Here is a 12490-nt window from a genome sequence, read left to right on the forward strand (position 1 = left end):
AGAAGCTGGCTCACTAACCTGTGACCAGACACGACAAATTCAACGATGAAAATACTCGATTGAGGCTACTGGTACGCAGGGTTGATGCCAGCTCTGGGTATATTTTTAATTATTTAGGAAATGGATTGATCCAATATGAATGAATCTATAGAAACAAACTCACTAGCCAGTGAGCAGGCACCTACAATTACAAGCTGGCTTACTCTGTTATTAGCATGTGCGTGTGGCTTGATTGCAGCCAATATTTATTATGCGCAGCCGCTAATAGGCCCAATTAGCTCTCAATTGGAGCTTTCTGAGCATGCAGCTGGTTTGATTGTAACTCTTACCCAGCTTGGCTACGGACTTGGTTTGCTTCTAGTCGTTCCTTTAGGAGATCTATTTGAAAATAAACGTTTGGCAATATCTATTTTAGGTATTGGAGCTGTCGGCTTGCTGGTATCTGGCTTATCTGGTTCTGTTGGTCCGTTCTTGGTCGCGTCTTTTTTAGTAGGTTTAGGGTCAGTGACAGTACAAATTTTAGTTCCTTATGCTGCACATTTATCCCCTGAAGCGATACGTGGGCGTGTTGTTGGTAATGTTATGAGCGGGCTGATGTTGGGAATTATGTTGGCTAGACCTGTATCTAGCCTTATAACGTATTTCGAGAGTTGGCGAGCTGTATTTTTTATGTCATGCATTTTAATGTTTGTGTTGGCAATTGTGCTGAGTTTTGTTTTACCGGCAAGGCCTGTTAAAGCTCAGTTAAAATACTCCCAGATGTTGAAGTCTATGGTGGAGCTTGTGAAAAATACACCAATGCTACGTCGTAGAGCGCTTTATCATGGTTGTATGTTTGGGGTATTTAGTTTGTTTTGGACAACAACACCATTGTTATTAGCTGGACCAGAGTTTGGCTTGAGCCAAAAAGGGATAGCTCTATTCGCCTTGGCTGGTGTTGCAGGGGCTGTTGCAGCTCCTATTGCAGGCCGAATTGCAGATCGAGGATGGATTAAACTCGCGACTGGGGCTGCAATGATTTTGGCAATAATAGCTTTTGCGATTACTTTTATTGCCCCACTTGGTTCGAGTCTTTCATTAGCCATATTTGTTGTCGCAGGAATTGTACTGGACTTCGCAGTATCTGCTAATTTAGTACTTGGACAGCGAGTGATTTTTGCATTGGCTCCTGAGGTTCGAGGTCGCCTAAATGGATTATATATGACGACTTTCTTTTGCTTTGGGGCCATCGGTTCAGCCCTTGGTGGATGGTTGTTTGCTAGCTATGGTTGGTTTTCGGTCTCGATCACAGGAGTAATTTGTGTTTTCAGTGCTTTAGTGTACTTTCTATTTGAGCCCTCAAATTAAAATAGGCTTAGGTGATACTCCCTTTGATAACATAAATAGCAGAGGGAGTTACGTTATCTAAGCAACTAAAACAATGCCATCTGATCACCTTCTTTTGGTGGAACCGAAAAGTGGCGACAATCCAAATAGCTCAAGCGATGATTATCTAGCCCATGTTTGCGTCGTGCGACGTTAAAGCGTTGATTGATTAAGTCCGCGAAGATGCCTTCCCCCGTCATACGCTTGCCAAATCGACTGTCGTAGAGTTTGCCACCGCGCATATCCATAATACGCTGCAAAACATGCTCTGCTCGATCTGGGTAATGCTGTTGTAACCAATCGGCAAACAACGGTGCCACCTCGTGAGGCAAACGCAACATGATGTAATTGACGGATTGTGCGCCAACTTCCGCACTGGCAGCAACGATCTCTTCAAGCTCATTGTCATTAATAAAAGGAATCACTGGTGCGGCCAAAACCGACACCGGAATGCCTGCTTCTCGTAAGGTTTTAATCACCTGTAAACGTGTTTTTCCCGATGCGGTTCTGGGCTCCAAAATACGCTTTAAATCGTTATTGAGTGTGGTCACACTGATCGCTACATGAATCAGCTTTTTTTCTGCCATTTGAGTGAGCAGATCAATGTCTCTGAGTATCAGCGTGCTTTTGGTAATCAGCGAAATAGGCTGGTTGTGTGCCAAAGCGATTGTTAATAATTGCCGAGTGATCTTGAGTTGTTTTTCAATGGGTTGATAAGCATCGGTATTGATGCCTAATGCAATGGGTTCACAGCGGTATTTAGGATGCGCCAACTCTTCTTCCAATAAAAACGGAGCGTTCGTTTTAGCAACCAGCTTGGTTTCAAAATCCAACCCTGGTGATAAATCCAAATAGGCATGAGTGGGTCGAGCAAAACAATAGACACAGCCATGCTCACAGCCTTTATAGGGATTCACAGACAGGCGAAAAGGAATGTCAGGGGAGGAATTGCGGCTGATGATGCTTTTGGCGCGTTCGTAGCGAACCTCTGTCTTAGGGGACGACGTTTCCAGCAAGGCAATGGCTTCGTCGTTTTCATCTACTTCAACCAACGTAATAGCAAAGCGCCCCGCCATCTTATTGGTGGTACCACGTCCCTTGATGGGATGATTGAAAGGAGATGGCTCACCGTTTTGATCGCTGTTATTGGTAAAAGAAGCCGACATAAAAACACCCAAAATACTGTATATATAAACAGTATTTTGGGTGCTGGAATGCAATAAAGCAAGCTTGTTATTGTGGTTTTTTAAATAGTCTAACAGCATGTGTTGAGATCTGTTTATTCACAGGTACACTCGATTGAATGATCGATGGGTGTCTAGGAGAGTTACTTGTTGTTTCAAAACCATCATTTACCAAATCGTGTCGTGGCTTACGCGCAAGACTATGAACACGGTAAATTCGAACCTTATCATGCTCATAACTGCGCTCAGATGATTCACACGCTAACTGGTGTGATACGTGTGGAGACTCGTTTGGGTAGTTGGGTGATTCCTCCAAACCGAGGGATGTGGATTCCAGCCGGAGTGGAGCACAGTCTTTCTATGACTGGTTTGGTCAAAGTCAGAACCTTGTTTATTGATCCTCTCGCGCGGGCTGATCTGCCTCATGATTGCTCTGTCATTGATGTCTCTATGCTGTTAAAAGCACTGATTATTGAAGCGTTAGAACTTCCTGATGAAATTGTGTCAGGGGGTCGTGATGAGCGAATTGTTGAGCTGATTTTGGACGAATTAAGGAGTTTATCGAACGTGTCTTTTTATGTCCCATTGCCGAGTTCCGATGCTTTGGTTTCTTTGTGTGAGCACATAAGTCGACGTATTGCTCATGATTGGACAAATGCCGATGGTGCTCATATTTTAGGGATCAGTGAGCGCTCTGTTACTCGAAAGTTCCAGCAAGAAATGTCGTTAACATTTGCTGAATGGTTGCGGCGGAAGCGTTTATTATTGGCTTTGGAGTATCTTGCTAGCGGCAAAAGTGTCTTAGATACTGCGATTCTGATTGGTTACGATAGTCCTAGTGCTTTTAGTGCGATGTTTAAAAGTCGAGTCGGCGTATCACCGACTGACTATTTACTGCAATCACAATAGGCGTAATGAAAATTACCGCCTAGCTATGCTTCTTTGTATAAAGAATGGCAAGCGTTGATTAAGGCTTGTAGCGATGCTTTAGTCGAGTCTTCATCAATGGCTACCCCAAAGCTTGAGATAGTTTGATGAGATTCAATTTGAACATAGCTGACCGCTTTGCTTTTTGTCTGTTGTCCTAAGGTGTGTTCATGAAAGTCACTGATGTTTATCTGCCAGTTAAAACGTTTTCTTAACGCGTCAAGCATGGCTGATAACAATCCTTTACCTTCGCCAGTCAGTTGCCATGTTTTTTCCTGATAGCGTAATGTAGCGCGAATCTCTTGTAATCCGTTTGAGCTATGGCTGCGATAATCCAGTAATGTCATTTGGCCTTTATCATCTGAATTCAATTTGTAGGAGTCTCTAAATAAACGCCAAACATCGGCTAGAGGCATCTCATTTCCTGTTTTATCGGTGTAATTTTTGACTCTCTTGCTAAAATCTATTTGTAATTTACGTGGTAAAAACAGTCCGTGATTTTCCTGTAACAACCAAGCGGCTCCACTTTTTCCAGACTGGCTATTTACTCGAATGACCTCTTCATAAGTACAGCCAATATCTTTCGGGTCTAATGGTAAATAAGGAATTTGCCAAATCATCGACGACGTTGATTTTTGTGCGGCAAAGCCTTTTTTGATCGCATCTTGGTGTGAGCCTGAAAACGCGGTAAAAGCCAATGAGCCAGCATAAGGATGTCGAGGATGAACAGGAAGCTCATTGCATTCTTCGACCAACTCTACCGTGCGGCGCATGTCTGAAAAATCCAAGTTAGGATGAACGCCTTGGCTATAAAGATTCATTGCCAAGGTAACGAGATCGACATTTCCTGTCCGTTCCCCATTACCAAAGAGGCAACCTTCCACTCTCTGCGCGCCAGCGAGTATTGCCATTTCCGCTGTGGCAACGCCAGTCCCTCTGTCATTGTGAGGATGAACACTGATGGTTATGTTCTCTAAGGAAGAAAAAGACGTTATAAAGTGCTCAATCTGATCAGCAAATACATTGGGGGTGTTCACTTCCACTGTCGTTGGCAAATTCAAAATCATCGGACGTTCTAGACTCGGCTGCCATGTTTTTGCCGCTGCTTCACAGACCTCTAAGGCAAAGTCAGGTTCGGTAAAGCAAAAGGTTTCTGGCGAATATTGAAGCGTCCATTCTGTCTCTGGATATTGTTCACATAATTGGCGAATGTGTTTAACGCCTTGAACGGCTAATTCAAGGGTTGCTGGTTTGTCTTGGCAAAAAACAATTTCCCGAAATACCGGCGCAGTGGCGTTGTAAATATGCACTATGGCTTTTTTAGCGCCAACGAGAGACTGTATGGTGCGTTCAATTAAATCCACACGAGATTGTGTCATCACCTGAATCGTCACATCATCAGGAATATGCTTACCTTCGATAAGCAAGCGAACAAAATCAAAGTCCGTTTGTGACGCAGCAGGAAAAGCGACTTCAATTTCTTTAAAACCACACTCAATTAAATGCTTAAAGAAAGCCATTTTCTTCGTGTGATCCATAGGATTTGCAAGCGCTTGATTGCCGTCACGTAAGTCAGTTGAGCACCAACGAGGCGGAGCTTTCAACTGCTTTGACGGCCAAGTGCGGGCAGGAAAATCGATAATTTTAGCTGGCTGATATTTTATTGAGGGTTGGGTTAGCATGATGTTTTCTCTTTAGCATTAGAAATCGAATCCTTATGCTAAAGAGAAGTTTTTTGGCTGTCCGAGCGGCCTTTGACAACTATCGTCGCAAAATGGACAGAGCCATCTAGAAAAAGCAGATTATATCGAGACGTTCCGCTTTTGGCGCATTAGAAAGACGAAGGCGATGCCGCCGACTAGGCCGGTAAGTATGCCGATTGGCATGTCTTCGGGAGGCATGATGATTCTGGAGGCGATGTCGGCTGCGACCAGAAACAAGGCACCGACTAATGCCGATAAAGGTAAGACTTTGCGATAATCGCCACCCACTAATAGACGGACAATGTGTGGCACCATCAGTCCGACAAAGCCGATGACACCAGAAAAAGCCACCGCCGCGCCAGTCAGTAGGGCGCAGACCACAATGACGATCAGGCGGAAGCGTTCGACTGGAACGCCTAAGGTGCTGGCGCTTTCATCACCCAGTGTCATGGCATTCAAATAACGGGCGTTGTAAATCAGATAGCCGGAGCCAAGCACCAGTGCCACCAATGGAAACCAGAGTTGTCCCCATTGAGCCAATCCCAAACCACCAAGCATCCAAAAAATCACCGTATGAGAAGAGCGGTGATCCCCTGTAAAAATGAAAAGGTTGCCTAAGGCGGTCAGCACAAAGGCCACGGCGACACCCGCTAGAATCAAGCGTCCTGCACTGTGAGCGGAGGAAAAGTTGGCTACCGCCAAGACGAGAAACATGGCTAACAAGGCACCAAGAAAGGCAAATACGGGAACGGTTACCACGCCTAAAATCATGCCGGTGTGGAGCAAAGCAATAATCGCCCCTAACGCGGCACCAGAGGATACACCGAGTAAATGTGGGTCGGCCAAAGGGTTGCGGGTGACAGATTGCAGCGCGGCACCCACAATCGCTAAAGCGGCGCCCACCATGGCGGCAAGCAAAGTGCGTGGTAGGCGGACAGCCCAGATAATGTTCTCGCGTCCCATCGACCAACTGGGGGTAATATTAGTGATTGATAATTTATGACCGATTACACTCCACACGGTGGACTGGCTGATGGAAACAGAGCCTACACCGATCGCGACCCCCATCAATAAAACCAACATTAGGCTTAATAAAATAAGCAATTTGGCTAAGGGGACGCGGCTCATGATGGTGAGCTTTTTGCTGGCTAGCTTCATGACTTGGTTCTAAATGCCTCGGCTAAGCGTTTGATTGCATTAATATTTCGCGGACCAGGTGTGGCTTCGACGTATTCCAATACCACAAAGTGATTATGTTTGACGGCTGGAATGTTTTGGAATGCTGGATTACTGCGTAAGAAATTGATTTTTTGTTCAGCCGTCACATCGCTATAATTAACGATAATGATCCACTCAGGATTACGGTCTATGACGGCTTCCCAGCCAATTTGCGTCCAGCTTTTTTGCACGTCATCGACGATGTTTTTGCCGCCCGCGGCTTCGATCAATGCGGTTGGCATGCCGAAGCGGCCAGAGGTGAAGGGTTGTTCTTCGCCGGAATCGTAAACAAAGACCTTTGGAGCGGTTTTTAGTGGCGCTAGATTGGCTTGGAAAGTAGCGAGATCTTTTTGATAGCCTTTTACCAGACGTTGGGCTTGTTCTTCTTTGCCAAAGATACGGCCTAGGTTGAGTAAATCCACATACAGGTCATCCATGGACACTTTTGCTTTGTCCATAATGTGGATGCAGCTTTCGGTTAACTCATAGACCTTGATACCCAGTGGAGCCAAGGTATCAGGTGTCACGCCGCCACCGACGCGCATGCCATAGTTCCAGCCAGCAAAGTAAAAGTCCGCATCGGCCCCTAATAGCACTTCTTTGCTTGGGTATTTAGCGGATAATTCGGTTAATTCGCCGATGCCATTGCGCAGTGTCGGATCCAGTGTTTTCCAGCCTGAAACGCCAGTAAATCCAGCCATGTGATCTTGCAAGCCAAGCGCCAACATCATTTCGGTTAAGTTTACGTCATTGGAGACGGCGGCTTTTGGCGCGTGATCAAAGGTGACTTGTCGATCGCAGCTTTGTACCGTTACAGGATAGCCAGAGGCGCTGGCTAAACCTGTGTGTAACATGCCAAATAATGCGCCGCTGATAAGTAATGAGGTTCGCTTGATGGTTGTTTTGACGTTCGCTGTCATGAATGAGTCCGGTTAATCATTAATATAAAAAGAGAATCTTGGTCGTTGTGTGATGGGGTGTTCATCAATAATGGTTTCTACATCAAACACGTGTTTTATCCGCTGCTTAGTAAAAACCTCATTTGGCGGTGCACAGGCTTGCATTTCACCCTCATTCATCACTAACACTCGGTCAGCGTAAGCCGAGGCGAGGGCTAAATCGTGCAAAGAAACGATTAAGGTGCAAGGCAGTTTTGCCAACAGAGCCAAAACATCGAGCTGGTGGCGAATGTCTAAATGATTCGTTGGCTCATCTAGAATCAGTACATCGGGACGCTGTGCGAGCGCGCGGGCAATCATCACCCGCTGGCGCTCTCCACCTGATAGTGAATCGAAAGAGCGGTCGGCTAAATGCGCCACATCCAGCAAAGTCAGTGCGCTATAAACAATTTGTGAATCTTCTTGAGAGCGGCCCCAAACCAAGGATTTAGGCGTCAATCCAATTTCAACCATTTCGAAGACGCTTAAGCCAAATTCGCCACTCGTATCTTGCAAAACCGTTGCGATACGCTGGGCGCATTGGCGTGGTGACAATGACCATAGGTTTTTACCGTCTAGCAAGATAGCGCCATTGGTTGGTTTATTGGTGCGATATAAGCAGCGTAATAAACTGGTTTTTCCAGAGCCATTTGGCCCGACAATGGTCAGGAATTCACCGGGCTGAACGGTAACGGAAATGGGTTTGAGTAACGTCTTGTCTCGATAAGGTGACCAAGCAACTTCTTTGAGCTCTATACCGGCGGGTTGGCAGCCAGAAAAAAACGCGTAAAAAGAATCGCCTTCTTGGGTTGTGTTATCTGGGTTGGAAGAGGAATTTATCAAGACGAATCAGGTTCCGTAGAATAGTTTTGTTATAATATAACATTTTGAATGCTGCAAATCTTTTGTTTTCTTCGGTGTCATCGTTTAAAAATGTTTGGTAATAAGAAAGCAGGAACTATACGGAAGGAGCGAAGACTCAACAAGGCGTGTTGGCTGGTGAATTTTCATCTCAACATGTGAAAATTCAATGTGGCTCAATGAGAATCGAGTCTATTCAATAGAATCTTGCTTTAGTTTCTTAAGAAGGCCTCTAAATTGGTCATAGGTTAGGCCAAGGGATTGAGCTGCACGACGCTGATTGTGCTGGTTTTTCTTAAGCGCTTGTTGAATTAAGTGTTGATGTAATTGAAGAGTCTGTTCTTTTAAACTCAAAGATGAATCTGGAGAAACGCCGGTATGGTTAGGGGAAGTGTTTTCCTCTTGTGCTATGGCTGTGTTGGTCGGATTATTGAATGTTACTTCTGTGGTACGGGCAAAGGGATTGAGAACAATGTTTTCAACGGGTTCGGCTTGGAAGCCCCATCGATAAACGGAACGCTCTACAACGTTTTTAAGCTCACGAATATTGCCAGGCCAATCATACTGTTTTAACGATGTTAGCGCTTCATGACTAAACCCTTGGAAATATTCCCAGCCGAGTTCAGTGCTTAATCGCAATGCAAAAAAATTGGCTAACTCCTCTATGTCTTCTTTCCTTTCTCGTAATGGTGGAACTTGAATAACATCAAAGGTAAGACGATCAAGCAGGTCTGCTCTGAACTCACCTTGTTTGCTAAGAGAAGGTAAATCCGCATTAGTCGCTGCAACAATACGAACGTCAACTCGTTGGGTTTTGGCGCTGCCGAGGCGTTCGAATTCACCGTATTCAATAAGCCGAAGTAGCTTTTCCTGTACCCTCAGAGACATGGTGCCGAGTTCGTCAAGAAATAAGGTGCCACCGTCTGCTCGTTCAAATCGACCTTGGTAGGTTTTGGTTGCGCCAGTAAAAGCCCCTGCCTCATGCCCAAATAATTCACTTTCAATTAGGCTGTCGCTGATGGCGGCACAGTTAAGACTCACAAAAGGTTGATCCCAACGGGGTGACAAATAATGTAACCGCTCAGCAATGAGTTCTTTGCCGCTGCCTCGCTCTCCACAGATCAGAATGGGTCGATTAATTTCTGCCAGAATCGAGGCATGATCAAGTGTGTCGGCCAGCGCTTGAGAACTGCCAATAACTCGTTGGTTATTATTCATAAGCGTAATCCATACCTTTTATTTTGTTGGTAAAAACAACCATGAATGTGGTTAAAAATACTAATAAATGGTTTTTTAAGCCACCTATAATTTAGGTTAAAAACGCTATAAAAATAATTAATTGATATTAATCATAAGGTTACGAATGTTGGCACGATTGCTGTTATGAAGAGTGAGAAGACGTTTATCAGTGGTACATCAAATAGGAGATAAAACCATGGGTATTTTTTCAAGAATGACAGACATCATTAATAGCAACTTAACCTCTTTGCTGGATAAAGCCGAAGATCCCAAAAAAATGATTCGTATGATGATTCAGGAAATGGAGGAAACCTTAGTTGAAGTGAGGTCTAGCTCAGCTCGTGTCATTGCTGATCGTAAAACCACAGGACGCCGTTTGGAGCGTATGCGTAATGAAGCGACAGAATGGGAAAACAAAGCCATGTTAGCCATTGAAAAAGGGCGTGAAGATTTAGCTCGTGCGGCGCTGGCTGAAAAGCAACAAATTGAAAAAGACATGGACTCAATTGAGCAGGAGCTAACGGTATTAGACGAACATCTTGAACATTTGAACGAAGAAGTAGGGCAATTACAAACTAAATTAAATGACGCTAAAGCTAAACAAAAAGCCATGTTATTACGTCAATCTAGTGTCGAAAGCCGTATGCGTGTGAAGCGCCAGAATCATAAAGAAGCGTTAGATGATGCTTTTGAGAAGTTTGAACGCTTTGAACGTCGTGTGGATAGTTTAGAAGGTCAACTCGAATCTATGGATATTGGTATGCAGCCAAAAGCCGATCTGAAATCGCAAATCGATGCTTTGGCAGAAGATGATGATATCAATAATGAATTAGCGCGCCTGAAAGATAAAATGACTAAGGCCAACTAAGCTAATTTATACCGATATTATTTATAAAAAAGGAATTACGCTATGAGTATGGCTGTATTTTTGTTTGTTCCTACCATCATTTTTATGTCGGTGGTGGCACCTATTTGGCTGATATTGCATTACCGAAGTAAGAACCGATCGGTAAAGGGATTGGATGACGGTGATAAACGCGAATTAGAGTCGCTATTAATGCAAGCCGATAAATTGACGGATCGAGTGCAAGCACTAGAAAAAATCCTAGATGTGGAGAACCCAGATTGGCGCAGCCGAGATAGCGAAGAGTATCGATGATCTTCGGCTTGGTCATAGAAGGTGAGTCGCCAGTTAAGAGGAATAAAATGATGAATGATAAAATGAAAGAAAGCATTAAATCTAAAAAGTCCCATGGCTGGGATTTGAATTTATATCGCAATAAGAAAAAAGGTTATTTGGGAGGCGTGTGTGCAGGCTTAGCTGACCATTTTGATGTTGATGCATGGGTCGTGCGCCTTTTCACTTTTGGTGGTTTTTTATTTCTTGGCAGTTTTGTTGTGATTGCTTACATCGCACTTTGGTGGTTTTTAGATGTTCGTCCTAAGGGAGAATATGGCTACGAATATGAATACGATGAACATCAACAAAGCTACCGACCAAAGAAGATGTTTAAGTACGCCGACAGTGCGAATTCCAGATTACGCCGTGCTAAAGAAAAACTGGACAGTGCAACGAGGCGAGTCACTGAAATGGAGCGCCATGTTACCTCTAAAAAGTTCGATTTAGACCGTGAATTCTCAAAAATTAGGGACTAATCTTTAATCAGTGAAATAAGGAGGGTTGATACATGCAGATAAAAACTTCTTTTTTCCTTTTACTGTTGGGAAATGTTTGTCTATATCTAGATGCTGCATTTGCTTTTGTATTAGCCGTGACGATGGATTGCTTGCTGGTTCTGTTATTGAATATTCCAGTTGTGGTGATTTTATATAGCCTTGGTCGTTTGCTAGCAAAGCGGCTTTATATTTGAAATAGAGGTTTATAGGGGATTTGGTGACGGTCAAATTGAGTTATCTTTCATCTGGCTTTAGACATCTTATTCTAGGATTAATATTGCTGCTGAGTGCGCCTTGGGGTTATGCCAATGAGTACATTTGGACATTACCCCAATGGATGATGCCACCGCCTATTCCGGCCGATAATCCAATGAGCATAGAGAAGGTAAAGCTAGGTCAGCGACTTTTTTATGATGCGAATTTGTCTGGTCCTGGCTACATGTCTTGTTCAACTTGCCATAACCCTGAACACTCATTTTCAGAGAAAAGGCCTGTTTCTGTTGGTGTGACGGGACAGTTTCATACTCGTAATGCTATGGCGATTGTGAATGTGGCTTATATGAAGACATTAACTTGGGCGAATCCAAAGGAAGTGCGTTTAGAAGACCAAGCAAAAGTACCCATGTTCGGCGAGCATCCAATTGAAATGGGAAGTAAAGGCCAAGAAGACAAAGTAATCTTGTTTTTGCAGCATGACCCCATTTATCCAGATTTATTTTATCAAGCCTTTCCAGATCAAAAGAACCCTATTCGCTTTGATACGATCACTAAAGCACTGGCTTCTTTTCAACGAACTCTAATAAGTTATCAATCGCCTTATGATGACTATAAACACAATCATAATGACCGTGCTATCAGTGAGGATGCTAAGCGTGGTGAGGCGCTATTTTTTAGTGCGAAACTGGGGTGTTCTAGTTGTCACTCAGGTGTGCATTTTTCCGATGCGACACAAGCACCCTCTTTTCATAACACAGGACTTTATAATTTAGATGGTAAAGGTGCTTATCCAGAAGGCAATCAAGGATTGTATGAACATACAGGGAAAGAAGCAGATAAAGGACGATTTAGAACACCAACGCTGCGCAACATCGCTCAAACAGCGCCATATATGCATGACGGTTCTATCGCGACATTAGAAGAGGTGATAGCGCATTATGCGGCTGGTGGACGTGCTGCACAGCAAGGTAAAGCGTCTCCTTTACTTGATGATAAGTTGCATCCTTTTGCGTTAACAGGTGATGAAAAACGCCAGCTCATTGCTTTTTTAAATAGCTTAACGGACACGAAGTTTATTGAAAATCCCCACTTCACGACTCCTTTTAGATAGTGAAAAAGATCTTACGATATTTTTTTAGTCATATCGCAAGATCTAGAGAAA

At 44.0% G+C, this 12490-nt stretch carries 13 protein-coding genes; 7 read left to right on the plus strand and 6 right to left on the minus strand.

Annotated features, from left to right (window positions below; genetic code table 11):
* Positions 1 to 135: 135 nt before the first annotated feature.
* The gene (locus C0J08_RS01575; RefSeq protein ID WP_212654390.1) at positions 136 to 1347 is read left to right on the plus strand and encodes an MFS transporter; all 1212 of its coding nucleotides are present in this window, start codon (positions 136 to 138) and stop codon (positions 1345 to 1347) included.
* A 65-nt stretch (positions 1348 to 1412) separates the two neighbouring features.
* On the opposite strand, the gene C0J08_RS01580 is transcribed toward C0J08_RS01575, so the two are convergent.
* Positions 1413 to 2531 carry a PA0069 family radical SAM protein gene (locus tag C0J08_RS01580; RefSeq protein ID WP_212654391.1) on the minus strand — a complete coding sequence of 373 codons (1119 nt, stop codon included), beginning with the start codon at positions 2529 to 2531 and terminating at the stop codon, positions 1413 to 1415.
* 165 nt (positions 2532 to 2696) lie between these two features.
* Between C0J08_RS01580 and C0J08_RS01585 the strand changes: the two genes are divergently transcribed.
* A complete protein-coding gene (locus C0J08_RS01585; protein ID WP_212654392.1) occupies positions 2697 to 3458 on the plus strand; it encodes an AraC family transcriptional regulator in 762 nt (253 codons plus the stop codon).
* 23 nt (positions 3459 to 3481) lie between these two features.
* On the opposite strand, the gene leuA is transcribed toward C0J08_RS01585, so the two are convergent.
* The 5 genes from leuA to pspF form a co-directional block, all read right to left on the minus strand.
* Positions 3482 to 5158, minus strand: a complete 1677-nt coding sequence (gene leuA, locus C0J08_RS01590; protein ID WP_212654393.1) for a 2-isopropylmalate synthase — start codon at positions 5156 to 5158, stop codon at positions 3482 to 3484.
* Between the two features lie 120 nt (positions 5159 to 5278).
* Positions 5279 to 6337: a FecCD family ABC transporter permease gene (locus tag C0J08_RS01595; protein ID WP_212654394.1), complete on the minus strand. Its 1059-nt coding sequence runs from the start codon at positions 6335 to 6337 to the stop codon at positions 5279 to 5281.
* On the minus strand, positions 6334 to 7317 hold the full coding sequence (locus C0J08_RS01600; RefSeq protein WP_212654395.1) for an ABC transporter substrate-binding protein: 984 nt from the start codon (positions 7315 to 7317) through the stop codon (positions 6334 to 6336). The genes C0J08_RS01595 and C0J08_RS01600 overlap by 4 nt, the downstream gene beginning before the upstream one ends.
* 12 nt (positions 7318 to 7329) lie before the next feature.
* Positions 7330 to 8178 (minus strand): ABC transporter ATP-binding protein, encoded by an 849-nt coding sequence (locus tag C0J08_RS01605; protein WP_212654396.1) that lies wholly within the window; start codon positions 8176 to 8178, stop codon positions 7330 to 7332.
* Between the two features lie 210 nt (positions 8179 to 8388).
* Positions 8389 to 9414: a phage shock protein operon transcriptional activator gene (gene pspF / locus C0J08_RS01610; RefSeq protein ID WP_212654397.1), complete on the minus strand. Its 1026-nt coding sequence runs from the start codon at positions 9412 to 9414 to the stop codon at positions 8389 to 8391.
* A 217-nt stretch (positions 9415 to 9631) separates the two neighbouring features.
* Here pspF and pspA point away from each other — a divergent pair, with 217 nt between their 5' ends.
* Genes pspA through C0J08_RS01635 form a run of 5 tightly spaced genes read left to right on the plus strand, consistent with a single transcriptional unit; the run spans position 9632 to position 12439 of the window.
* Positions 9632 to 10303 carry a phage shock protein PspA gene (gene pspA, locus C0J08_RS01615; protein ID WP_212654398.1) on the plus strand — a complete coding sequence of 224 codons (672 nt, stop codon included), beginning with the start codon at positions 9632 to 9634 and terminating at the stop codon, positions 10301 to 10303.
* Between the two features lie 42 nt (positions 10304 to 10345).
* Complete coding sequence (gene pspB, locus C0J08_RS01620) at positions 10346 to 10594, plus strand: envelope stress response membrane protein PspB (RefSeq protein ID WP_212654399.1); 249 nt, start codon at positions 10346 to 10348, stop codon at positions 10592 to 10594.
* Positions 10595 to 10641: 47 nt separating this feature from the next.
* Positions 10642 to 11091 (plus strand): envelope stress response membrane protein PspC, encoded by a 450-nt coding sequence (pspC, locus tag C0J08_RS01625; RefSeq protein ID WP_212654400.1) that lies wholly within the window; start codon positions 10642 to 10644, stop codon positions 11089 to 11091.
* 32 nt (positions 11092 to 11123) lie between these two features.
* Positions 11124 to 11306, plus strand: a complete 183-nt coding sequence (locus tag C0J08_RS01630; RefSeq protein ID WP_212654401.1) for a hypothetical protein — start codon at positions 11124 to 11126, stop codon at positions 11304 to 11306.
* A gap of 23 nt (positions 11307 to 11329) precedes the next feature.
* Entirely contained in the window at positions 11330 to 12439 is a 1110-nt protein-coding gene (locus C0J08_RS01635; protein ID WP_212654402.1) for an MbnH family di-heme enzyme, read from the plus strand.
* Positions 12440 to 12490 lie beyond the last annotated feature (51 nt).

Source organism: Marinomonas sp. CT5 (genome assembly GCF_018336975.1).
GTDB lineage: Bacteria > Pseudomonadota > Gammaproteobacteria > Pseudomonadales > Marinomonadaceae > Marinomonas.